19 protein-coding genes and 2 pseudogenes are annotated in these 22,466 nt (G+C 74.0%); 17 read left to right on the top strand and 4 right to left on the bottom strand.

The window, feature by feature from the left end:
• The first annotated feature begins 30 nt into the window (after nt 1-30).
• On the top strand, nt 31-687 hold the full coding sequence (locus ABZ861_RS17735; RefSeq protein WP_361630879.1) for a trimeric intracellular cation channel family protein: 657 nt from the start codon (nt 31-33) through the stop codon (nt 685-687).
• Here ABZ861_RS17735 and ABZ861_RS17730 read toward each other — a convergent pair.
• Nucleotides 596-1,834, bottom strand: coding sequence for an alpha/beta hydrolase-fold protein (locus tag ABZ861_RS17730; protein ID WP_361631047.1), 1,239 nt, complete (start codon nt 1,832-1,834; stop codon nt 596-598). The genes ABZ861_RS17735 and ABZ861_RS17730 overlap by 92 nt on opposite strands.
• 120 nt (nt 1,835-1,954) lie before the next feature.
• Between ABZ861_RS17730 and ABZ861_RS17725 the strand changes: the two genes are divergently transcribed.
• Entirely contained in the window at nt 1,955-2,833 is an 879-nt protein-coding gene (locus ABZ861_RS17725) for a thioesterase family protein (protein ID WP_361630876.1), read from the top strand.
• Nucleotides 2,834-2,870: 37 nt separating this feature from the next.
• Here the strand turns inward: ABZ861_RS17725 and ABZ861_RS17720 are convergent, their stop codons facing one another.
• Entirely contained in the window at nt 2,871-3,497 is a 627-nt protein-coding gene (locus ABZ861_RS17720; RefSeq protein WP_361630873.1) for a TetR family transcriptional regulator, read from the bottom strand.
• Between the two features lie 120 nt (nt 3,498-3,617).
• Between ABZ861_RS17720 and ABZ861_RS17715 the strand changes: the two genes are divergently transcribed.
• The 4 genes from ABZ861_RS17715 (at nt 3,618) to mnmA (ending at nt 6,702) form a co-directional block, all read left to right on the top strand.
• Complete coding sequence (locus tag ABZ861_RS17715) at nt 3,618-3,782, top strand: hypothetical protein (protein ID WP_361630870.1); 165 nt, start codon at nt 3,618-3,620, stop codon at nt 3,780-3,782.
• Between the two features lie 80 nt (nt 3,783-3,862).
• A complete protein-coding gene (locus ABZ861_RS17710) occupies nt 3,863-4,192 on the top strand; it encodes a DUF4190 domain-containing protein (protein ID WP_361630867.1) in 330 nt (109 codons plus the stop codon).
• Nucleotides 4,193-4,327: 135 nt separating this feature from the next.
• On the top strand, nt 4,328-5,497 hold the full coding sequence (locus ABZ861_RS17705) for a cysteine desulfurase family protein (protein ID WP_361630864.1): 1,170 nt from the start codon (nt 4,328-4,330) through the stop codon (nt 5,495-5,497).
• A 74-nt stretch (nt 5,498-5,571) separates the two neighbouring features.
• Nucleotides 5,572-6,702, top strand: a complete 1,131-nt coding sequence (gene mnmA, locus ABZ861_RS17700) for a tRNA 2-thiouridine(34) synthase MnmA (protein WP_361630861.1) — start codon at nt 5,572-5,574, stop codon at nt 6,700-6,702.
• An 82-nt stretch (nt 6,703-6,784) separates the two neighbouring features.
• Here mnmA and ABZ861_RS17695 read toward each other — a convergent pair whose 3' ends face one another.
• On the bottom strand, nt 6,785-7,573 hold the full coding sequence (locus ABZ861_RS17695) for an alpha/beta hydrolase (protein ID WP_361630858.1): 789 nt from the start codon (nt 7,571-7,573) through the stop codon (nt 6,785-6,787).
• Between the two features lie 38 nt (nt 7,574-7,611).
• Entirely contained in the window at nt 7,612-7,935 is a 324-nt protein-coding gene (locus ABZ861_RS17690) for a DUF427 domain-containing protein (protein WP_361630856.1), read from the bottom strand.
• Nucleotides 7,936-8,292: 357 nt separating this feature from the next.
• On the opposite strand from ABZ861_RS17690, the gene ABZ861_RS17685 reads away from it, so the two are divergent.
• The 11 genes and pseudogenes from ABZ861_RS17685 to ABZ861_RS17635 form a co-directional block, all read left to right on the top strand.
• Nucleotides 8,293-8,982 (top strand): SDR family oxidoreductase, encoded by a 690-nt coding sequence (locus tag ABZ861_RS17685; protein ID WP_361630853.1) that lies wholly within the window; start codon nt 8,293-8,295, stop codon nt 8,980-8,982.
• A 73-nt stretch (nt 8,983-9,055) separates the two neighbouring features.
• Nucleotides 9,056-10,063 carry a methionine synthase gene (locus ABZ861_RS17680; RefSeq protein ID WP_361630850.1) on the top strand — a complete coding sequence of 336 codons (1,008 nt, stop codon included), beginning with the start codon at nt 9,056-9,058 and terminating at the stop codon, nt 10,061-10,063.
• A gap of 15 nt (nt 10,064-10,078) precedes the next feature.
• Entirely contained in the window at nt 10,079-12,274 is a 2,196-nt protein-coding gene (ligA, locus tag ABZ861_RS17675; RefSeq protein WP_361630847.1) for an NAD-dependent DNA ligase LigA, read from the top strand.
• Nucleotides 12,275-12,588: 314 nt separating this feature from the next.
• Nucleotides 12,589-14,853 (top strand): bifunctional diguanylate cyclase/phosphodiesterase, encoded by a 2,265-nt coding sequence (locus tag ABZ861_RS17670; protein ID WP_361630844.1) that lies wholly within the window; start codon nt 12,589-12,591, stop codon nt 14,851-14,853.
• Between the two features lie 228 nt (nt 14,854-15,081).
• On the top strand, nt 15,082-15,378 hold the full coding sequence (gatC, locus tag ABZ861_RS17665) for an Asp-tRNA(Asn)/Glu-tRNA(Gln) amidotransferase subunit GatC (RefSeq protein ID WP_006130840.1): 297 nt from the start codon (nt 15,082-15,084) through the stop codon (nt 15,376-15,378).
• 5 nt (nt 15,379-15,383) lie between these two features.
• Nucleotides 15,384-16,886, top strand: coding sequence for an Asp-tRNA(Asn)/Glu-tRNA(Gln) amidotransferase subunit GatA (gatA, locus tag ABZ861_RS17660; protein WP_361630841.1), 1,503 nt, complete (start codon nt 15,384-15,386; stop codon nt 16,884-16,886).
• Nucleotides 16,883-17,125, top strand: a complete 243-nt coding sequence (locus ABZ861_RS17655) for a hypothetical protein (protein ID WP_361630838.1) — start codon at nt 16,883-16,885, stop codon at nt 17,123-17,125. Before gatA ends, ABZ861_RS17655 begins: the two co-directional genes overlap by 4 nt.
• 15 nt (nt 17,126-17,140) lie before the next feature.
• Complete coding sequence (gatB, locus tag ABZ861_RS17650) at nt 17,141-18,655, top strand: Asp-tRNA(Asn)/Glu-tRNA(Gln) amidotransferase subunit GatB (RefSeq protein WP_361630835.1); 1,515 nt, start codon at nt 17,141-17,143, stop codon at nt 18,653-18,655.
• 978 nt (nt 18,656-19,633) lie between these two features.
• A pseudogene (locus tag ABZ861_RS17645) lies at nt 19,634-19,873 on the top strand (hypothetical protein); the annotation flags it as partial.
• A gap of 247 nt (nt 19,874-20,120) precedes the next feature.
• The gene (locus ABZ861_RS17640; protein WP_361630832.1) at nt 20,121-22,358 is read left to right on the top strand and encodes an MMPL family transporter; all 2,238 of its coding nucleotides are present in this window, start codon (nt 20,121-20,123) and stop codon (nt 22,356-22,358) included.
• Nucleotides 22,336-22,440 (top strand): annotated as a pseudogene (locus ABZ861_RS17635) (RimJ/RimL family protein N-acetyltransferase); the annotation flags it as partial. The gene ABZ861_RS17640 and the pseudogene ABZ861_RS17635, both read left to right, overlap by 23 nt.
• Between the last annotated feature and the right edge of the window lie 26 nt (nt 22,441-22,466).

Below are 22,466 nucleotides of genomic sequence, written 5' to 3'. Positions count from 1 at the left end.
TCCACGCCCTGCTCCGGGTAAGAATTCAGGGTGATTCAGCAACTGTTCAGCCCCTCCGTCCAGCACTCGGTCGACCTGGCGGGCATCTTCGTGTTCGCCGTCTCCGGCGCGCTGCTGGCCGTCCGCAAGAACTTCGACGTCTTCGGCATCGCCGTGCTCGCCGAGGTCACCGCGCTGGGCGGGGGGCTGTTCCGCGACGTGGTGATCGGGGCCGTGCCCCCGGCCGCCTTCACCGACCTCGGCTTCTTCGTCACCCCGCTGCTCGCCTCGGTCGTGGTCTTCTTCCTGCACCCGCACGTGGAGCGCATCCAGAGGGCCGTCTACGTCTTCGACGCGGCCGGGCTCGGCCTGTTCTGCGTCTCCGGCACGACGAAGGCGTACGACTACGGGCTCAGCCTCACCTCGTCGGCCGCCCTGGGCCTGGCGACCGCCGTGGGCGGAGGCGTGCTGCGCGACGTGCTCGCCAACGAGGTGCCCTCACTGCTGCGCTGGGACCGCGACCTCTACGCGGTCCCGGCGATCATCGGCGCCGCCGTGGTGGTGCTGTGCATCCGCTACGACGCGCTGACCCCGCTGACCACCGCGCTCGCGGTCGTCACCGCTTTCGTCCTGCGGCTGCTGTCGATGCGCTTCCACTGGCGAGCGCCGCGTGCCTGGAACCGGCGCTCGACCGTGCGCGAGGAGTAGCGCGGGCCTTGCGGGGCGGGTCGCCCTTCCCGGTCAGTTGGGCGGTCAGCCAGCGGAACGCCTCGGGCACCTGCGGCCGCCACAGCTCCATGGTGTGCCCGCCCGCGCTGCGCGGCAGGAACACCACGCGCACGGTCGTGGGGGGCTTGGCGATCTGCTCCAGCGCCACCCCGGCCTCGTAGCCGTCCCCGGTCTCGCCGGACAGGTAGAGCGCGATGTGCGGCGGCTTGCGGTAACGGCGCAGCAGGAAGTAGGGGTTGTTCGCGCGGCGCATCGCGAGGCTCTGGGCGGCCAGCGAGGCGTGCTCGCCGATCGGGTCGTTGTAGCCGGACAGGCTCACCGCGGCCCGGAAGCGGTCGGGATGGGCGACGGCGAGCTTGGCCGCGCAGTGCGCCCCCGCCGAGTAGCCCGCGGCGGCCCAGCCCTGCGGGGCGGGCTGGGCGCGGAAGTTGTCGGCGATCATCTTCGGCACGTCGATGCTCAGCCAGGTGTCCGCGTTCACGGTGCCGGGCACGTTGGCGCAGCCGGTGTCCGCCTTGGCGACCAGGTTGGTGCGCGGCGCCACCAGGATGAACGGGGCGACGCGGCCGCTTCTCATCAGCGGCTCCAGTTGCTCGTGCACCTTCATCGAGCCGAACCACGCCTTCGCCGAGCCCGGGTAGCCGGACAACAGCTCGACCACGGGGAACTTCCGGTTCCGGTAGGCGGGCTGGCCGTACTGCGGCGGCAGCCAGACGTAGACCTCGGCGTTCACCCCCGAGACCCGGCCCTTGAGCTGGGTGACCCGCACTCCGCCGGCCGCGTGCATCCCGGGTCCGTCGGCCGGGCCGAAGGTCTGCTTGACCCGGGGCAGCGTCCGGTAGGCGATGCCGCCGGTGCCGTCGGCGCCCAGGTTCGCGGCCTTCTGCACGTGGTTGCCGGTGCCGAGCAGGTCCGCCCAGTTGTCGTACAGGTTGTTGGCGTTGTTGACCATGACGAAGACCAGGGTGACGGCCGTGGCCTGGGCGAACAGCAGCATCAGCGCCCGGCCGGCGGCGCGCAGCGCCCTGGGCCCCCGCAGCCGCGTCCACAGGACGAACGGCAGGACGAGGGCGACCGCGGCCAGGGCGACGGTGGCGTACAGGAACGGAGTCCCGGTGAGGCTCATGTCCCGGTAGAGGGGAATGAGGGCCCCGCGGTTACGGGTGAGAACGGACACTTACCAAGAAATTGCCTGACCGCAAAGCAAAGCTACCGCTTAGTAGAGGGCTGATGTAACGTTTCGCGTATGCCAGAAGCAGCTTCCGCGCCGGTCGTGCCGGCCGCTCAGGACGGCCCGGCCGCGGTCGGCGACAGCGAGTTCGACCGGGACACCGCGCTCTCCCGGCGCGCCCCGGGCGTCTACGACATCGACCTGTCGCCCGGCTGGACGATCGCCGGGGCGGTCAACGGCGGCTATCTGCTCGCCGTCCTCGGCCGCGCGCTCGCGGACGCGCTGCCGCACCCCGATCCGTTCACCGTCTCGGCGCACTACCTCACGGCCTCCCAGCCCGGACCCGCCGTCGTGCGCACGGACGTCGTCCGCACCGGCCGCACCCTCTCCACCGGCCAGGCGTCCCTCTTCCAGTACGACGAGGACGGGCGCGAGGTGGAGCGCATCCGCGTGCTGGCCTCCTACGGCGACCTGGACGCGCTCCCCGACGACGTGCGCACCGCGGCCCGGCCGCCCGCGATCCCGGCCATGGAGCAGTGCCTCGGCTCGCAGGACGGGCCCTCCCCGATGGCCGGAAGCTCGGCCATCGCCGACCGTCTGACGCTCAAGCTGGACCCGGCCACCCTGGGCTGGGCGCTCGGCACGCCCTCCGGCAAGGGCGAGATGCGCGCCTGGTTCGGCCTCGCCGACGGCCGCGACGCCGATCCGCTCTCCCTGCTCCTCGCGGTCGACGCGCTGCCCCCGACGGCCTTCGAACTCGGCCTGAAGGGCTGGGTCCCGACCGTCGAGCTGACGGTGCACGTGCGCTGCCGCCCCGCGCCCGGCCCGCTGCGCGTCTCCATCGCCACCCGCAACCTCGCCGGCGGCTTCCTGGAGGAGGACGCCGAGGTCTGGGACAGCGCCGACCGCCTGGTGGCCCAGTCCCGCCAGCTCGCCCGCGTCCGCCTGGGCTGATCGCGAAGCGCCGCCCCGGAGCGCTCCGGGGCGGCGGTCAGTCCAGCCAGTGGCGGCGGCCGACGCTGATCAGCCGCAGTTGCCGCACGGCGACCTGCGCGACCCGGTCGCGCTCCTCCTGGGAGGCGTCCAGGGCCTCCAGGAAGAGCGAGGCGGTGACCAGCATCTGGTCGACGTAGAGGTGGGCGAGCATCAGCAGGTCGTCGTCGCTCCAGCCCGCCGCGTGCGGGTCGTCGGCCAGCTCGCCCTTCACCTCGCGGGCGAAGCGCACCAGTTGCTCCTGGATCGCCTCGCGCACCGGCTGCACCCCGCCGTGCCGCTCCCGGGCGACGAACCGCACGTGGGCCGGGAAGTCCCGCACGTGACGGTCGATCAATTCCACCGCGCGCGCGATGCGCCGCTCGCTGTCGTCGGCCGCCGACACCGTGGTCCGGATCATCGGGTGCAGGCTGCCCAGCGCCTCCTCCACCAGCGCCACGCCGAGATCCGCCGTGGAGCGGAAGTGCCGGTAGAAAGCCGTCGGCGCCACGCCGACGGCGCGCGTCACCTCGCGCAGGCCCAGGCTGCTCAGGCTCTGCTCCTCCAGCAGGGCCAGCGCGGCGTCCAGGAGCGCCTGCCGGGTCTTCTGCTTCTGGGCCTGCCGGATGCCGAGGGTGTGACTCATGCCATGCAGTTAACAACTGTTCTCCCGAATTTAAAAGCGGTGAGACACGTTAGACTTGCAAGTCAGTGAACACTTGTTACTACAATCGTTCACCCAGACTTCTGAGGGGGATCCGATCCCATGCTGTTCCTCGTCGCCGCGCTGATGCTGCTGGGCGTCACCCTGGGCGCCGTGGCCCACGCGCCGCTCGGCTTCTCCGTCGTGGCCGCCGTCGTGATCGCCGCCTGGCTCGGCGTCTTCGCGCTCCGCGAGCGCCACGCCCGCCGCCGCGACGCCTCGCACTGACGCCCCGGCACCCCTGCTCAGCCCTGCTCAGCCCCATCAGCCCGTCCGCCCGTCCGCCCGACTGTCGGAGGTCATCCGCCATGCAGCTCACCGCCCCGGCCGCACCCGCCGCCGCTCCGCACGCGACCGTCACCGACCCGGCCGCGCCCCGCACCGCCCCGGCCGCTTCCCGCACCGGAGCGCGCGACGCCGACGGCATGGCCGTCGCGTCCTTCATCCTCGGCCTGCTCGGCCTGCTCGTGCTCAACCTCTTCCTCGGCCCCATCGCCCTCGTGCTCGCCGCGGTGGCCCTGGGCCGGGGCACGACCCGCCGCGGCCGCGCCGTCCTCGGCCTCGCCCTGGGCGTCGCCGACCTCGTCGTCCTCGTGGCTCTGATGCAGGCGGACCACACGGTGTCGTGGAGCTTCTGATCCCGTCGCGCGCCGAAGCCGCCGGGAGGCGGCAGGCGCCCGCCCGAGGCCGGCCGCCCGGGGCGCCCGCGACCCGGCGCCACCCGGGGCCGCCCCGCAGAAGCCCGGGGGAAGCCCCGTAGAATCAGCCTCACCATGGCTTATCTCGACCACGCCGCGACCACCCCCATGCTTCCCGAGGCGGCAGAGGCGCTGACCGCCGCGCTGGGCGTCACCGGCAACGCCTCCTCGCTGCACGCGTCCGGCCGCCGGGCCCGCCGCACGGTCGAGGAGTCCCGCGAGACCCTCGCCGAGGCCCTCGGCGCCCGCCCCAGCGAGGTCGTGTTCACCTCCGGCGGCACCGAGGCCGACAACCTCGCCGTCAAGGGCCTGTACTGGTCCCGCCGCGCCGCCGACCCGGCCCGCACCCGGGTGCTGGCCAGTCCCGTCGAGCACCACGCCGTCCTCGACGCCGTGCACTGGCTCGGCGAGCACGAGGGCGCCGCCGTCGAGTACCTCCCCGTCGACGCCCACGGCCGCGTCCACCCCGGCGCCCTGCGCGAGGCCATCGCCCGCAACCCCGACGACGTGGCCCTGGCCACCGTCATGTGGGCGAACAACGAGATCGGCACGGTGCTGCCGGTCCGCGAACTCGCCGAGACCGCGGCCGAGTTCGGCGTCCCCCTGCACGCCGACGCCGTGCAGGCGTTCGGCCAGATCCCAGTCGACTTCGCCGCCTCCCGGCTCGCCGCCCTCACGGTCTCCGGGCACAAGATCGGCGGTCCGTACGGCATCGGCGCGCTGCTCCTCGGCCGGGAGCACAGCCCCGTGCCCGTGCTGCACGGCGGCGGCCAGGAGCGCCACGTCCGCTCCGGCACCCTGGACACGCCCGCCATCGCGTCCTTCGCGGCGGCCGGCCGGATCGCGGCCGCGCGGCAGGAACGGTTCGCCCGGGACATCGGCGCGCTGCGGGACCGCCTGGTCGAGGCCGTGCGGGCCGCCGTGCCCGACGCCGTCCTCGGCGGCGACCCGGCGCCCGGCGGACGGCTCCCCGCCAACGCCCACTTCACCTTCCCCGGCTGCGAGGGCGACTCCCTGCTGCTCCTGCTGGACGCCCAGGGCATCGAGTGCTCCACCGGCTCCGCCTGCACGGCGGGCGTCGCCCAGCCCAGCCACGTCCTGCTGGCCACCGGCGTCGCCCCCGACCTCGCGCGCGGCACCCTCCGCTTCTCCCTGGGCCACACCTCCACCCAGGCGGACGTCGAAGCGGTCGCCAAGGCCATCGGCCCGGTCGTCGAGCGGGCCCGAGCGGCGGGGCTGACGTAGGGGCCGCCGCCGCCCGGCGCCGCCGCGGACGCCCGGCGCTTCCGCCTCCCGCGCACCCGTACCCTGAAGGGGCTATGACTGACACCCCGCAGCGCCCCCGCCCCCTCCGCGTCCTCGCCGCCATGTCGGGCGGGGTCGACTCCGCCGTCGCCGCCGCCCGCGCCGCGGAAGCCGGCCACGACGTCACCGGCGTCCACCTCGCGCTCTCCGCGAACCCGCAGTCCTTCCGCACGGGCGCGCGGGGCTGCTGCACGATCGAGGACTCCCGAGACGCCCGGCGGGCCGCCGACGTGATCGGCATCCCGTTCTACGTCTGGGACCTGGCCGACCGGTTCCGCGAGGACGTGGTCGAGGACTTCGTCGCCGAGTACGAGGCCGGCCGCACCCCCAACCCGTGCCTGCGCTGCAACGAGAAGATCAAGTTCGCCGCGCTGCTGGACAAGGCCCTCGCCCTCGGTTTCGACGCGGTGTGCACCGGCCATTACGCCCAGGTGATCGTCGGCGAGGACGGCGCCCGCGAGCTGCACCGCGCCTCCGACATGGCCAAGGACCAGTCGTACGTTCTCGGCGTTCTGGACGACCGGCAGCTCGCGCACGCGCTCTTCCCGCTCGGGGACACCGTCACGACCAAGGACGAGATCCGCGCGGAGGCCGAGCGCCGGGGCCTGGCCGTCGCCAGGAAGCCCGACTCGCACGACATCTGCTTCATCGCCGACGGCGACACCCAGGGCTTCCTCGCCCGCCGCCTCGGTGTGGCGCAGGGCGACATCGTCGACGAGTCCGGGGCCAAAGTCGGCACGCACGAGGGCGCGTACGGCTTCACCGTCGGCCAGCGCAAGGGCCTGCGCATCGGCACTCCCGCCCCCGACGGCAAGCCCCGCTACGTCCTGGACGTCTCCCCGGTGGACAACACCGTCACCGTGGGCCCGGCCTCCGCCCTGGACGTCGACGCCCTCACCGCCATCCGGCCCCGCTGGTGCGGCGCCGCTCCTACCGGGCCGGGCGCCTACACCGCCCAATTGCGCGCCCACGGCGGCGAGAGCGAGGTCACCGCGGAGCTGGTCGACGGCGAACTGCGGGTCGCCTTCGCCGAGCCGGTCCGCGGCGTCGCCCCCGGCCAGGCGGTCGTGCTCTACGACGGCACCCGCGTGGTGGGCTCCGCGACGATCGCCGCCACCCGGCGGTCTGTGGCCACGACGGCGTGACCGCGTCCGGCGGCCGGGTGCGCTGTGCGGACAGCTCGGCGGCGCGAGACGGTCGCCGGCTCACACCTCCCCGGTCACCGCACTACCCGCCGTACGCCTCGAAGAAGTCGGCCAGCACCGGCGCCAGCATCTCCGGCTCCACCGCGTGGGTCTGGCCGTCCAGCACGGTGTAGGCGCCCTCGGGGACGTCGCGCGCCACCCGGCGGGCCGCCTCGCGCATCGGCTCCGGGCTCGCCTCGCCCGCGACGGCCAGCACCGGCATGGAGACCGAGGCCAGTAGGTCGGCCGGGACCGTGCCGTCGCCCATCACGGCGTCGTCGTAGGCCAGCGTGGGCGCGACCGCCTCCAGACCGGCCCACATCGGCGACTGGCGGGCGTTGGCGATCATCTGCTCGGCCAGTCCGGTCTTGCGCAGGAACAGCTCCACCGCGTCCCCGCGCCGGTCCCGCCCGAGCGCCTCGGCGAGGGCGACGGTGTACTCGGCGCGCTCCCGCTCCTGCCCCTCGCGCACGTCGAACGGCGGTTCGTACACGGCGACCCGGCTCACCGCCAGCCCGCTCGCCGCCGCCCGCAGCGCCAGCGCGCCGCCGGAGGACATGCCGTAGAGCGCGGCCTCGCCGCCCACCGCGTCGATCACCGCCGCCAGGTCCTCCACCTCGCGCTCCACCGCGTAGGGCGCGGTGTCCCCGCTCTCCCCGCGGCCCCGCCGGTCGTAGACGACCGCGGTGCAGCGGTCCGCGAGCGCCGCCGCCAGCGGCGCGACGGTGGCGCCCGTCGACATCGCGCCGCTGACCAGGACGACCACCGGACCCCGGCCGGTGCGGCGGTAGGCGAGGGGAGTGCCGTCAGGCGAGAGCGTCTTGGTCTCCATGCCGGTCAAGACTGCCACTCGCGGGGCGGCTCATGGGGTCACAACACTTCGACGTCGTAGAAGCACAGGTGGTCCTTGATGGGGGCCACGTCCGGCTTGGGCTCGGGGTACGCCCACGCCAGGTCGGCGGCGTCCGGCAGCGACCAGTAGGACGCGTCGCCCTTGAACGGGCAGTGGGTGTGCGTCTCGGAGGGAGTCAGCAGGCCGAGGCGGACGTCCGCGGGCGGCAGGTAGTAGCGCGGCGGGCATCCGGTCTCGCGCAGCACCAGCGGGTGCTCGCTCTCGGCCAGGACCTGCCCGCCGTGCACCACGCGCACGTGGTCGTCGCTCTGCTCGACGGTGATCGTGTGTCCTTGAGTCATACAAGGTGAGCGCTCGGGCGCGCGGAGTTCTTCCCGGCAGCTCACGGGGCCGTTTCCGGCGCTGTGCGCGCGGCGCCCGCCGGAGACGCTTCCCGCTCCCCTCGGGAGGCGGCCTCGGGGGACGCTTCCCGCTCCCCTCCCGAAGCGGCCGCCGGGAGGTCCTCCTCCGCCGCCGCCGACGGCCGGGCGCGGAGCTGCGGGGCCGCCGAGAAGGAGCTGACGGCCGGGCGCTGGAGCCGCGGGGCCGCCCAGGAGGAGCGGAGGGGCCGCCAAGGAGGTGTGAGGGGCCCATGTGCCCGCGCTGCGCCGCGGGAGGCGGCGGCCGGGCGCCGAGCCGCGGGTGCGAGCATGGCGGGCATGGCTACTCATGTGATCACCGGGGCCGGCTCCGGCATCGGCGCGGCCGTCGCCCGCCGGCTGCACGCGCGCGGGGACGGCCTCGTGCTGCACGCGCGCGACGCGGGCCGGGCCCGCGAGCTGGCGGCCGAGTTCCCCGGCGCCCGCACGCTCGTCGGAGACCTGGCCGAACCGGAACGGCTGAGCTGGGCCTTCTCCCACCAGGCGCTGCCCGACCGGGTCGACTCCCTGCTGCACGTCGCGGGCGTCGTCGACCTCGGCCCGGTCGGCGACCTCACCCCCAAGACGTGGCGCCACCAGCTCGACGTCAACCTGATCGCCCCGGCCGAGCTGACCCGCCACTTCCTGCCCCAGCTCCGCGCCGCGCGCGGCCACGTGCTGTTCGTGAACTCCGGCGCGGGCCTGAGCGCCCACGCCGAGTGGGCCGCGTACGCCGCCTCCAAGCACGGCCTGAAGGCGCTGGCCGACTCCCTGCGCCAGGAGGAGCACGGCAACGGCGTCCGGGTCACCTCCGTCTACCCCGGCCGCACCGCCAGCCCCATGCAGGCCAAGGTCCACCAGCAGGAGGGCAAGGAGTACGACCCGGACCGCTGGATCGACCCCGAGTCCGTCGCGACCGCCGTGCTCATGGCCCTCGACCTGCCGCGCGACGCCGAGGTCAACGACCTGACGGTGCGCCCGGGACGCTGAACCGGCCCCGGCGGCCGGGACCGGCCCCCGCCGGTTGCGCGAGGCGGCCCGCCGCTGCGTAGGCTTCCCTACCGTGAGCGAGAACACCCAGTTCAGGTTCGGCGCCGCCACCGGGGTCGGCTCCCTGCCCGGCGAGGACGCCCGGGAGGCCGCCAAGACGGCGACCGGCGCCTTCGAGGACTTCCCCTTCCTGCCCGAGCTGCCCGCCCGGGGGCCCGGCGCCGACATGATCGGCCGGACCGCCGGGATGCTCGTGGAGCTGTACGCGCGCGTGGAGCCCAGCGGCTGGCGGATCGGTGACCGGCCGGGGCGGGACACCCGGCGGGCGCGCTCCTGGCTGCGCGAGGATCTCGACGCCCTGGAGGAGCACACGCAGGGCTATCAGGGCCCGCTGAAGGTGCAGGCGGTCGGCCCGTGGACGCTCGCCGCCGGCCTGGAGCTGCGCAACGGCCAGGCCGCCCTGTCCGACCCCGGCGCCTGCCGGGACCTCGTCGCCTCGCTCGCCGAGGGGCTGCGGCTGCACCTGGACGAGGTCCGGCGCCGGGCGCCCGGCGCCGAGGTGGTCCTCCAGCTCGACGAGCCCTCCCTCACCGCCGTGCTGCGCGGACAGGTGCGGACCGCCAGCGGCTACCGCACGCACCGGGCCGTGGACCGGCAGCTCGTCGAGTCCGCGCTGCGCGACCTCGTCGCCGTGCACGCCGACGGTCCCGTCGCGGTGCACTCCTGCGCGCCCGACGTGCCGTTCGGTCTGCTGCGCCGGACCGGCGTGTCGGCGGTCTCCTTCGACTTCTCCCTGCTCACCGAGCGTGACGACGAGGCGATCGGGGAGGCCGTGGAGTCGGGCGCCCACCTCATCGCCGGCGTCGTCCCCGCCACCGACGGCCCGTTGTCAGACCCTGCCGGTAGCGTCATGGGTGTCAGAACGCTGTGGCGCAGGCTGGGGCTGCGACCGGGGCTCCTCCCGGAGGCGGTCACCCTCTCCCCGGCGTGCGGTCTCGCGGGCGCCTCGCCCGGGTACGCGCGCCGGGCCCTGGTCCACTGCGTCCGAGCGGCGAGATCCCTCGCGGACGACCCAGAGTAACGGGAGGACACCACGGTGGCCGGCGACAAGCAGCAAGCGGAGACAGCGGCGCCCGCCGAGGCGCGGGAGCGGCACGCCCGGCTCGCGGACCAGGTCGAGGAGCACCGCTTCCGGTACTACGTGCACGACGCCCCCGTCGTCAGCGACGCCGAGTTCGACCGGCTGCTGCGCTCCCTGGAGGAGCTGGAGGAGCGCTACCCCGGGCTGCGCACGCCGGACTCGCCGACCCAGAAGGTGGCGGGCTCGTACGCCACGGAGTTCACGGCCGTCGACCACCGGCAGCGGATGCTCTCCCTGGACAACACCTTCAACGACGACGACCTCGCCGCCTGGGCCGACCGCGTCGCCAAGGAGCTGGGCGAGCAGGAGTACCACTTCCTGTGCGAGCTGAAGGTCGACGGGCTCGCCGTCAACCTCACCTACGAGCACGGCAGGCTCACCCGCGCGGCCACCCGCGGCGACGGCCGCACCGGCGAGGACATCACCTCCAACGTGCGCACCATCGCGGAGATCCCGGACCGGCTCGGCGGCGACCGCGTGCCCGACCTCGTGGAGGTCCGCGGCGAGGTCTACTTCCCGATGGAGAAGTTCGAGGAGCTGAACCGCCGTCTGGTCGAGGCCGACGACAAGCCGTTCGCCAACCCGCGCAACGCGGCGGCGGGTTCGCTGCGCCAGAAGGACCCGCGCGTCACCGCGACCCGCCCCCTGCACATGGTCGTCCACGGCATCGGCGCCCTGGAGGGGTACACCGGCCTCACCCGCCTCTCCCAGGCCTACGCGGTGCTGCACGACTGGGGGCTGCCCACCTCGCCGCACAACCGGGTGGTCGACGACGTCGACGGCGTCCGCGCGTTCATCGCCCACTACGGCGAGAACCGGCACTCGGTGGAGCACGAGATCGACGGCGTGGTCGTCAAGCTCGACGAGATCCGCCTCCAGGGGCGGCTCGGCTCCACCGCGCGGGCGCCGCGCTGGGCCATCGCCTACAAGTACGCGCCGGAAGAGGTCAACACCAAGCTGATCGACATCAAGGTCGGTGTCGGCCGCACCGGCCGCGTCACCCCCTACGCCCAGGTCCAGCCGGTCACGGTGGCCGGATCCGAGGTCGAGTTCGCCACCCTGCACAACCAGGAGGTGGTCAAGGCCAAGGGCGTCCTCATCGGCGACACGGTGGTGCTGCGCAAGGCCGGCGACGTCATCCCGGAGATCCTCGGCCCGGTCGTCGACCTGCGCGACGGCGGCGAACGGGAGTTCGTGATGCCGGCCGAGTGCCCCGAGTGCGGTGCCACGCTGCGGGCCATGAAGGAGGGCGACATCGACCTCCGGTGCCCCAACGCCCGCACCTGCCCGGCCCAGTTGCGCGAGCGGGTGTCCTACCTCGCGGGCCGGGAGTGCCTGGACGTCGAGCACTTCGGCACGGTGGCCGCCGCCGCGCTGACCCGGCCGCTGGAAGGGACCGAGCCGCCGCTGGCCGACGAGGGCGACCTGTTCGACCTGACCGTGGACAAGCTGCTGCCCATCCGGGCGTACGTCCGGGACCCCGACAGCGGTCTGCCCAAGCGCGATCCCAAGACCGGCGAGGAGAAGGTCGTCACGGTCTTCGCCAACCAGAAGGGCGAGCCCAAGAAGAACACCCTCGCCCTGCTCCAGAACGTCGAGGCGGCCAAGGACCGCCCGCTGGCCCGGTTCCTCAACGGGCTCTCCATCCGGCACGTCGGACCGGTGGCGGCCCAGGCGCTGGCCCGCGAGTTCCGCTCCCTGGAGCGCATCGAGGAGGCGAGCGAGGAGGAGCTCGCGGCGACCGACGGAGTCGGCCCGATCATCGCCGCCGCCGTCAAGGAGTGGTTCGCCGAGGACTGGCACCGCGAGATCGTGCGCAAGTGGCGTGCCGCCGGAGTCCCGTTGGAGGACCAGGGCGCCGGCGAGGACCAAGGGCCCCGCCCGCTCGAAGGACTGACCGTCGTGGTCACCGGCACCCTGGAGCAGCACACCCGGGACGGCGCCAAGGAGGCGCTCCAGAGCCGGGGCGCCAAGGTGACCGGCGCGGTCTCGAAGAAGACGTCCTTCGTCGTCGTGGGCGACAACCCCGGCTCGAAGTACGACAAGGCGATGCAGTTGAAGGTGCCGGTCCTCGACGAGGACGGTTTCGGCGTGCTGTTGGAGCGAGGACCGGACGCGGCGGCCGAAGTCGCGCTTCCGACCGGCGAGTAGCGGTTGAAGGCCGCCCGTACGGCGCATACCAGATGCATACGGGTGGCCGGGGCGCATTCGGGCGACCGCCGCCCGTGGAAGCCTTCAGCGGCCTACTGTTGAGGAGCGCACCCGCCGCGCCCGGAGGCGACCGGGGCGTCCCCGTCTCCTCAATGAGTATGACAAGTGTGACGAGTACGACTAATACGACGAGTACGGCCAGTGCGAGGAGTACGCGGAGTACGCGGAAGGGTCTTCCGACGCGGCGCCGCGCCCGGTGACGTCGGGCGTCGGTCCGCATGGCGCGGGAACCGCCGGCTGTGAGAGGGACGGGAATGGAACCGACCGAGAGCGCCGCCCCGGACTCACGGCTGCGCCGAGTGGCCGGCGCATGGCGTGGGCGCCCGGGGCGGACGGGGGAGCGTGCGGACGCCCGCAAACAGCCGCGGCGCGCCGACCCCACGGCGCACACGACCGGTCGGTTCGCCGTGACCGAGGTCCGCGCCGCGGACGCGCCGGCCGCCGAACAGCCCCCGCAGCTCCCGGAGTCCGAGCCCGTCAAGCCGCCGTGCCGGCGGTCGCTGCCCGTCGCGGTCGTCGCGGCGGCCGGGATCGTCCTGGGCGCCGCGCTGCGCGAGGCGGTCACCGGGGAGCGCGCCCCCTTCCCGTCCGGCGCCGCCGGCTGGTCGCTGGCGGTGCTCACCGGCGTCATCGTCGCCCACCTGGTCATGCTCGGCCGCGCCCGCTGGTGGGGCGGCACCGGCTCCGGCGCCGCCCTCACCCTCGGCGTGCTGCTGCGCTACGGCTGGGCGGCCGCGGGGCTGGTCAGCCTGAGCGTGGTCGTCCTGGTCGGCGCGGCCCGGCGCCAGCGCTGGCGCACCGGCGTGCTGCACGGCGCGGTGGACCTCCTCGGCGTGGCCGCCGCCGCCCTCGTCCTGGGCGCCTTCGGCCAGGCGCCGAGCGTCGAGCACCCCTGGGACCCGGCCGCCTGGACCGCGTACGCCGTCCCCGAGGTGACGCTGGCCGCCGCGGCCTACCTCGGGGTCACCCGCGTTCTCCAGTGGTACCTGCACACCCCGCCCGTCGCCGGACTGCCCACCGCCTCCCGCTCCGCCCTGGCGAGGCAGGGCCTGGTCGCCGTCGCCCTGCTCGGCATCGCCCCGCTGGTCTGCGTCGTCGCCGCCACCCGGCCGGTGCTGCTGCCGCTGTTCGCCGTCCCGCTGATCACCCTGGACTCCACCCTGTGGATGGCCCGCGCCAGGGCCGAGGAGCAACTGCGCGACCCGCTGACCGGGCTGCCCAACCGGCAGTGGCTGCTGGAGCGCATCTGGACCGCCCTCGACGGGGCCGAACGCATCGGCGCCCGGACCGCTCTGATGCTGATCGACCTCGACCGCTTCCGCTCGGTCAACGACACGCTCGGTCATCTCGCCGGAGACCGGCTGCTGCTCCAGATCGCCGACCGGCTGCGGCAGGCGCTGCCGCGCGGAGCGGAGGCCGCCCGCCTGGGCGGCGACGAGTTCGCCGTCTTACTGCCCGTGGCGGACTCCACGACGTCCGCGACCCGGATCGCGCGCGGCCTGGTGACCGCTCTCAGCTCCCCGCTCGACCTCGACGGGCTCACCCTCGTCCTGGAGGCCAGCGCCGGGGTCGCCGTCTTCCCCGACCACGCCCTGGACGCCGAGGGCCTGCTGCGGCGGGCGGACGTGGCCATGTACCAGGCCAAGCGGGACCGCACCGGCGTGGAGGTCTACGAGTCCAAGCGGGACTCCAACACCCCGGACCGGCTCGGGCTGCTCGGCGACCTGCGCCGCGCCCTGGACGCCCGCGAGGTCGAGCTGCACTACCAGCCCAAGGTCCGCTTCGACGGCCAGGTCGCCGGCCTGGAGGCCCTGGTGCGCTGGGTGCACCCCGAGCGCGGCAAGGTCCCGCCGGACGAGTTCATAGCGATCGCCGAGTCCTCCGGGCTGATGCCCCACCTGACGGAGTACGTCCTGGAGACGGCGCTCGGCCAGGTCGCCGCCTGGCGCGCCCAGGGGCTGCTCGTCCCGGTCGCGGTCAACGTCTCCCCGCGCGACGTGCACACCCCCGGCTTCGCCGGCTCGGTCGCCGCCCGCCTGGCCCGGCACGGCGTCCCGGCCGGAGCGCTCCAGTTGGAGATCACCGAGCACGTGCTGCTGGAGGACCCGCAGCGCGCCGCCGACACGCTCGCCGGGCTCACCGCGCACGGCGTGAAGATGTCCCTGGACGACTTCGGCACCGGCTACTCCTCGCTGGTGCACCTGCGCCGGCTGCCGGTGAGCGAGCTGAAGATCGACCGCTCGTTCGTGGCCCGGCTCGCCGTGGACACCGAGGACGCCGAGATCGTGCGCTGCACCGTCGACCTCGCGCACTCCCTGGGGCTGCTGGTCGTCGCCGAGGGCGTCGAGGACGACGAGACGTGGGAGCGGCTGCGGGACCTGGGCTGCGACGCCGTGCAGGGCTGGCTGGTCGCCGCGGCGATGCCGCCGGAGGAGACGACGGCGTGGCTGCGGGCCCGCGGCTCCCGGGGCTGGATCCGCCCCCCCGCGGCGCTCCCGGCCGCCGCGTCCGACGAGTGAGCGGGCGGCCGGGGCGGCTGAGGCGGCCGGGAGCGCGGACGGGAGGGCGGCCGGGAGGGCGGCCGGGCCCGCGAAAGGGACGGAGGTTGGACCCGCGGACAGGACGGCGGGCGGGCCGCGGAAGGGACGACGGTTGGGGAGACGGCGGGGAAACCGTTTCACGGTCACCGCGCCCGGCCCCATAGGATTGGCCCCACACCACACGCACTCACCTCAGAGGAACGCTGCATGCCTGGCATCACGCGCGAGGAGGTCGCCCACCTCGCCCGGCTGGCGCGTCTGGAGCTGAAGCCCGAAGAGCTCGACCACTTCGCGGGACAGCTAGACGACATCATCGGCGCGGTGGCCCGCGTCAGTGAGGTCGCCGACCAAGACGTACCGCCGACCTCCCACCCGCTGCCGCTGACCAACGTCATGCGCGCGGACGAGGTCCGTCCGTCGCTCACCCCCGAGCAGGCGCTCTCCGGCGCCCCGGCCCAGGAGCAGCAGCGTTTCAAGGTGCCGCAGATCCTGGGGGAGGAGTGACCGCCATGACGGACAGCAACAGCATCATCAGGCTCACCGCCGCCGAGACCGCCGAGAAGATCGCCTCCGGCGAGCTGACGGCCGTCGAGGTCGCCGAGGCCCACCTCGCCCGGATCGAGGCCGTCGACGAGAAGGTGCACGCCTTCCTGCACGTGGACCGCGAGGGCGCCCTCGCCCAGGCCCGCGCCGTCGACGAGAAGCGGGCGCGCGGCGAGAAGCTCGGCCCGCTGGCCGGCGTCCCGCTCGCGCTGAAGGACATCTTCACCACCGAGGGCGTGCCGACCACCGTCGGCTCCAGGATCCTCGAAGGCTGGATCCCGCCGTACGACGCGACGCTCACCCAGCGGCTGAAGGCCGCCGGCGTCGTCATCCTCGGCAAGACCAACATGGACGAGTTCGCCATGGGGTCCTCCACCGAGAACAGCGCCTACGGCCCCACCGGCAACCCCTGGGACCTCACCAGGATCCCCGGCGGCTCCGGCGGCGGCTCCTCCGCCGCGCTGGCCTCCTTCCAGGCGCCGCTGGCCATCGGCACCGACACCGGCGGCTCCATCCGCCAGCCGGCCGCCGTCACCGGCACGGTCGGCGTCAAGCCGACCTACGGCGCGGTGTCCCGCTACGGCATGGTCGCGTTCTCCTCGTCCCTGGACCAAGGCGGCCCCTGCGCCCGCACGGTGCTGGACGCGGCGCTGCTGCACGAGGTGATCGCCGGGCACGACCCGATGGACTCCACCTCGATCGACGAGCCGGTCCCGCCGGTCGTCGAGGCCGCGCGCAACGGCCGTGTGGCGGGCATGCGCGTCGGCGTGGTCAAGCAGTTCCGCGGCGAGGGCTACCAGGCCGGCGTCGTGCAGCGCTTCGACGAGGCCGTGGAGCTGCTGAAGGAGCTGGGCGCCGAGATCGTCGAACTGGACTGCCCGTCCTTCGACCTGGCGCTGGCCGCGTACTACCTGATCGCGCCGTCCGAGTGCTCCTCCAACCTGGCCCGCTTCGACGGCCTGCGCTACGGCCTGCGCACCGGCGACGACGGCGGCCACTCCGCCGAGGAGGTCACCTCCCTCACCCGTGAGGAGGGCTTCGGACCGGAGGTCAAGCGCCGGATCATGCTCGGCACCTACGCGCTCAGCTCCGGCTACTACGACGCGTACTACGGCAGCGCCCAGAAGGTCCGCACGCTCATCAAGCAGGACTTCGACAGGGCGTTCGAGCAGGTCGACGTGATCGTCTCCCCGACGACCCCGACGACCGCCTTCGCGATCGGCGAGCGCGCCGACGACCCGATGGCGATGTACCTGGCCGACCTGTGCACCATCCCCACCAACCTGGCGGGCAACGCGGCCATGTCGCTGCCCTGCGGTCTCGCGCCGGAGGACGACCTCCCGGTGGGTCTTCAGATCATCGCCCCGGTGATGAAGGACGACCGGCTGTACACGGTCGGTGCGGCCGTCGAGGCCGCCTTCGTGGAAAAGTGGGGGCACCCGCTGCTCGAGGAGGCTCCGTCGCTGTGAGTAAGGCACTGTCCAAGGCCAAGGGCTTCAAGACGTCGAAGTCCGGTACGTATCTGTCGATGGCCACCACCGCGTTCGGCGCGCTCGGTGTCGCCAAGCAGATCAAGAAGGCCCGCACCGAGAAGGACACGCTGCGGCTGATCGACGCCTCGGTGTCCGCCATCGCGATCGTCACCGGCCTCGCCGTCCTCTACCGCGAGCTGAAGCGGCTGGGCGACGACGACGTCCTGCTGGGCTGAGAGGGAAGTTTCACCGTGACCACCACGACCGACCTGGCGTCGTACGAGGACGCGCTGGCGTCCTACGACCCCGTCATGGGCCTAGAGGTCCATGTCGAACTCGGCACCAGGACCAAGATGTTCTGCGGCTGCTCGACCGCGCTCGGCGCCGACCCGAACACCCAGACCTGCCCCGTCTGCCTCGGCCTGCCCGGCGCGCTCCCGGTCGTCAACGCGACCGGCGTGGAGTCGGCCGTCAAGATCGGTCTCGCGCTGCACTGCGAGATCGCCGAGTGGTGCCGCTTCGCCCGGAAGAACTACTTCTATCCGGACATGCCGAAGAACTTCCAGACCTCCCAGTACGACGAGCCGATCGCCTTCGACGGCTACCTCGACGTGCTCCTGGAAGACGGCGAGACCTTCCGTGTGGAGATCGAGCGCGCCCACATGGAGGAGGACACCGGCAAGTCGACGCACGTCGGCGGCGCCACCGGCCGCATCCACGGCGCGTCCCACTCGCTGCTGGACTACAACCGCGCCGGCATCCCGCTCATCGAGATCGTCACCAAGCCCATCGTGGGCGCCGGCGAGCGCGCCCCCGAGGTCGCCAAGGCGTACGTCCGCGAGCTGCGCGAGCTGATCCGTGCCCTCGGCGTCTCCGAGGCCCGCATGGAGATGGGCCAGATGCGCTGCGACGTGAACCTCTCGCTGATGCCCAAGGGCGCCGACAAGTTCGGCACCCGCAGCGAGACGAAGAACGTCAACTCGCTGCGCTCGGTCGAGCGCAGCGCCCGGTTCGAGATCCAGCGGCACGCCGCCGTGCTCTCCTCCGGCGGTGTGATCGTCCAGGAGACCCGCCACTTCCACGAGGACACGGGCTCCACCACCTCCGGCCGGGTCAAGGAGGAGGCCGAGGACTACCGGTACTTCCCCGAGCCCGACCTGGTGCCGGTGGCTCCGGCGCGCGCGTGGGTGGAGCAGATCCGGGCCGCGCTGCCCGAGATGCCGCTGGCCCGCCGCACCCGGCTGCTGGCGGACTGGGGCATCTCGGCCACCGACATGCAGGCGATCCTCAATGCCGGCGCCCTGGACCCGATCGTCGCCACGATCGAGGCCGGCGCGGACGCCGCCTCCGCCCGCAAGTGGTGGATGGGCGAGCTGGCGCGCAGCGCCAACGAGTCCGGCACCACGCTGGACGAGCTGGCGATCACGCCGCGGCAGGTCGCCCGGGTGGCCGAGCTGGTGGCCTGCGGCGACCTCAACGACAAGCTGGCCCGCCAGGTCATCGAGGGCGTCCTCGCGGGCGAGGGTGGCCCGGACGAGGTCGTCGACCGGCGCGGCCTGAAGGTCGTCTCCGACGAGGGCGCGCTGACCGCCGCCGTCGACGAGGCCATCGCCGGCAACCCGGGCGTCGCGGACAAGATCCGCGGCGGCAAGGTGGCGGCGGCCGGCGCGCTGGTCGGCGCGGTCATGAAGGCCACCCGCGGCCAGGCCGACGCGGCCCGCGTCAAGGAGCTGATCCTCCAGCGGCTGGGCGTCGACGAGGCCTGAGCCCGCACGGCCGACGACCCCGGGGGCATGCATCACACCCGATGCATGCCCCCCGGCGTGTACACGCCCCCCAACCCGGCGCCCCGCGCCACTCGGCCCTGAGCCTGCCCCCCCGCGTGCGCGCGCCTCCCGTGCGTGCGCGCCCCCGACTGTGCGCTCGCCCCGCAGGGTCGGCTCAGTCGGCGCGGGGAGGCCTCCCGCGCGTGCGCTCGTCCCTCGCATGTGCGCGCCCCGCACAGTCGGCGCGGGCCTGCCTCCCGCGCGTGCGCTAGCCCTCCGCGCGTGCGCTCGCCCCTCCCGCGACCGCCCCCGCCTCCGGCGGCCCGACCGGGGGCGCTACGCTCGCCCGCCATGAAGGGACCCGCCGATTCCGCCCCGCCCCCCGGCATACGCGGGGCGCAGCCCCCCGAGCCCGCCCACGGCGCCCAGACCCCCGGAAACAGGGCTGAGACAAGAGGCCGGACCGAGGCCGCTGACGGCCCCACTGAGGCCGGGCAGGCTCAGCAGAGCCCGGACGCGTCCCTTCCGGACCCTGTAGCCGCCCGCAGGCCCGGGGACTCCCGGGAAGCTTCCGAGAGCCGTGCCGAGGAGCCCGTTGACGGTCCCGGTGAGGCCGGGGAGGCGCCGCAGAGCCGGGACGCTTTCCTTCCCGCCCCTGTGGCCGCCCGCGCGCTCGGGCACGACGGGCAAGCCTCAGAGGGGCCCGCAGAGACGGCTCGCGGACCCGAGGCCGCCCCTGCGCCCGGGGGCGTCGCAGAGGTGCTCTCAAGCCGGGTTGAGGCTGAGACCGGTCGTCGGCCCGCGGAGGCCGGAGGGGGCCCCGGGAGCCCGGCCGAGACGACGGCTCGCGGACCCGAGGCCGCTCCTGCCCCCGCGGACGCCGGGGAGGTTTCCGAGAGCCGGGACGAGACCGCCCGCGCGTCCCGGGAGTCCGGGGAGTCTCCAGGGGCCTCCTGGGAGTCCCCGTGGACCCGTGCCGAGGCCGCTCGCCACGCCCGCTGGGCGGCGGGCGGCGTCGGGGTGCTGCTGGCGCTCGCCGGGCTCGCCGCGTCCCTGCTGCGCCTGGCCCACGCGGCGCCCGTTCCCGTGCCCGCCGCCTTCGCCGCGGGCGCCGCCGTCTGCGCGCTCGCCGCCGTCCTCGGCTTCCGGGGCCGTACCCGGTGGGCGCTGTGGCTCCAGGTCGCCGGGACGATGGCGATGGCGTTCGGCGACCGGTAACCCCGACCGCGCACCGCCCACCGCGCACTGCCGCCCACCGCGCACCGCCGACCGCCGCGCGTTCGGCGCGGACGTCGCGCCGGTGAATCGGGTCGTACCGGTGTGAGTAAGGACACGAACCGCCTAAAGGATCATTTTCGCCTGCAAGAGTGTTTTCATCTTGCTCATGCGTTCTTTGCGGGCCGTTCCGTTCATGGACGACTGTTCCCGGTCAAAGACCTCCACATAGTCACCTGGGAGCACGTTCGTGGCAGCCCTCGCGCGTTGGTGTGTCCGCAACCGCCTCGTCGTCGTCCTGCTGTGGCTCCTCGCCCTCGGCGGAGTGAGCGCGGCCGCCGCCGTGACCGGTTCGGCGTACTCCAACGACTACCAGGTCCCCGGGACGGAGTCGGGCCGCGCCGCCCAGTTGCTGCGCACCGGCTTCCCGGGACTCGGCGGCGACAGCGACACCGTCGTGTGGCACACCGCGTCCGGCGCCGTCCGCGCCCCTGACGTGGAGCAGCGGATGACCCGCGCCCTGGACCGGATCGGGCGACTGCCCGGCGTGGCCTCGGTGACCGGCCCCTACCAGGGCCCCGCCGCCCGGGACGGCGACCGGATCAGCCGCGACGGGCGCACCGCGTACGCGACGGTCGCCTTCGACCGCCCCGCCCAGGACATCCCCGCCGCGCAGGCCGAGGCGGTGGTGCACGCCGCCAGGGCCGCGCAGGGCGACGGGCTCCAGGTGGAGCTGGGCGGCAGCGCGATCGGCGCCACCCAGTCCTCCGGCGGCCACCTCGCCGAGATCGTCGGCGTGGCGGTGGCCGCCGTGGTGCTGCTGCTCGCCTTCGGCTCGCCCGCCGCGTCCCTGCTGCCCATCGCCACCGCCCTGGTGAGCGTCGGCACCGCCTACGGCGCCATCGGGCTGCTCGGCCACGCGATGACGGTGGCCGACTTCGCGCCCATGCTGGGCATGCTGATCGGCCTCGGCGTCGGCATCGACTACGCGCTGTTCATCGTCACCAGACACCGGCGCGGCCTCAAACGCGGGCTGACCGTCGCGGAGGCGGCCACGCAGGCCGTCGCCACCACCGGCCGGGCCGTCGTCTTCGCCGGCGCCACCGTGTGCATCGCGCTGCTGGGCATGCTGATCCTGCGCCTGGGCTTCCTGAACGGGGTCGCGGTGGCCGCCGCGTCGACCGTCGTGCTCACGGTGGCGGCCTCGGTGACCCTGCTGCCCGCCCTGCTGTCCTTCATCGGCCCGCGCGCCCTGAGCCGGCGCGAGCGGCGCCGGCTCGCCGAGCACGGCCCCCGGCCCGAGCTGCCCACCGGGCTCGCCGCCCGCTGGTCGGCGTTCGTCGAACGCCGGCCCAAGCTGCTCGGCGCCCTCGCCCTGGCCGTCGTCGCCGTGCTCGCGCTGCCCACGCTCTCCCTCCGCCTGGGCACCTCCGACCAGGGCAACGACCCCGCCTCGGCGACCACCCGGCGCGCCTACGACCTGCTCGCCGACGGCTTCGGCCCCGGCGTCAACGGACCGCTCACGCTGGTGACGCGCGTCGACGGCGGCGAGGACCGGCTCGCCCTGGACAACCTGGACGCCACCCTGCGCGCCACCCCGGGCGTCGCCGACGTCACCCCGGTCACCTACGACACCGGCGGCGCCGTCGCGTATCTGACCGTCGTCCCGGACTCCGCGCCCCAGTCGCAGCGCACCAGCGACCTCGTCGACCGGCTGCGCACCGAGGTGCTGCCGCGCGCCGAGACCGGCACCTCGCTCGATCTCCAGGTCGGCGGGGTCACGGCCGGCTACGACGACTTCGCCGGAGTCATCGTGGGCAGGCTGCCGCTGTTCGTCGGCGCCGTCGTCGGCCTGGGCTGCGTCCTGCTGCTGCTCGCCTTCCGGTCGGTGGGCATCCCGGTGAAGGCCGCCGCGATGAACGTCGCCGCCGTCGCCGCCTCCTTCGGCGTCGTCGTCGCGATCTTCCAGTGGGGGTGGGGCAGCGAGTTCCTGGGCCTGGGGCGGGCCGGGCCGATCGAGCCGTTCCTGCCCGTCATCATGGTCTCGGTGCTCTTCGGGCTCTCCATGGACTACCAGGTCTTCCTGGTCAGCCGGATGTACGAGGAGTGGCTGGAGACCGGCGACAACCGCCGCGCCGTGCGGATCGGGCTGACCGAGACCAGCCGTGTGATCAACTCCGCCGCGGTCATCATGATCTCGGTGTTCCTCTCCTTCGTGCTCGGCGGCGACCGGGTGATCGCCATGTTCGGCATCGCGCTCGCCGTCGCCGTCGCCCTGGACGCCTTCGTGCTGCGCACCCTGCTCGTGCCCGCCCTGATGCACCTGCTGGGCCCCGCCAACTGGTGGCTGCCGCGCCGCCTGGACCGCGTACTGCCCCGGATCAGCATCGAGCCGCCCGAGTGCCGGGCCGCCCATGAGAGGCTCGGCCAGGTCGTGGCCCGACTGACCGAGGAGCCGCAGCCCGGTGTACGCGACATCCCTGGGTGAGGACGGCGCCCACCCGCGCCCCCTGGGTCCCTGGCACGCTCAGGAGCTCCTCGCCCCCCTCGACCGCGGGCGCGAGTGCGTCCATTAAGACGACTCTCATACAGCGTC

The organism is Streptomyces sp. NPDC046985, assembly GCF_040644415.1.
Classification (GTDB): Bacteria; Actinomycetota; Actinomycetes; order Streptomycetales; family Streptomycetaceae; genus Streptomyces.
This window is presented reverse-complemented; position numbering and strand designations above follow the sequence as displayed.

Bases quoted from the DNA above. Each gene is read 5' to 3' on its own strand.
- ABZ861_RS17730 (WP_361631047.1), bottom strand. From the start codon at position 1,834: ATGAGCCTCACCGGGACTCCGTTCCTGTACGCCACCGTCGCCCTGGCC.
- ABZ861_RS17725 (WP_361630876.1), top strand. From the start codon at position 1,955: ATGCCAGAAGCAGCTTCCGCGCCGGTCGTGCCGGCCGCTCAGGACGGC.
- ABZ861_RS17720 (WP_361630873.1), bottom strand. From the start codon at position 3,497: ATGAGTCACACCCTCGGCATCCGGCAGGCCCAGAAGCAGAAGACCCGG.
- ABZ861_RS17715 (WP_361630870.1), top strand. From the start codon at position 3,618: ATGCTGTTCCTCGTCGCCGCGCTGATGCTGCTGGGCGTCACCCTGGGC.
- ABZ861_RS17710 (WP_361630867.1), top strand. From the start codon at position 3,863: ATGCAGCTCACCGCCCCGGCCGCACCCGCCGCCGCTCCGCACGCGACC.
- ABZ861_RS17705 (WP_361630864.1), top strand. From the start codon at position 4,328: ATGGCTTATCTCGACCACGCCGCGACCACCCCCATGCTTCCCGAGGCG.
- mnmA (WP_361630861.1), top strand. From the start codon at position 5,572: ATGACTGACACCCCGCAGCGCCCCCGCCCCCTCCGCGTCCTCGCCGCC.
- ABZ861_RS17695 (WP_361630858.1), bottom strand. From the start codon at position 7,573: ATGGAGACCAAGACGCTCTCGCCTGACGGCACTCCCCTCGCCTACCGC.
- ABZ861_RS17690 (WP_361630856.1), bottom strand. From the start codon at position 7,935: ATGACTCAAGGACACACGATCACCGTCGAGCAGAGCGACGACCACGTG.
- ABZ861_RS17685 (WP_361630853.1), top strand. From the start codon at position 8,293: ATGGCTACTCATGTGATCACCGGGGCCGGCTCCGGCATCGGCGCGGCC.
- ABZ861_RS17670 (WP_361630844.1), top strand. From the start codon at position 12,589: ATGGAACCGACCGAGAGCGCCGCCCCGGACTCACGGCTGCGCCGAGTG.
- gatC (WP_006130840.1), top strand. From the start codon at position 15,082: ATGCCTGGCATCACGCGCGAGGAGGTCGCCCACCTCGCCCGGCTGGCG.
- gatA (WP_361630841.1), top strand. From the start codon at position 15,384: ATGACGGACAGCAACAGCATCATCAGGCTCACCGCCGCCGAGACCGCC.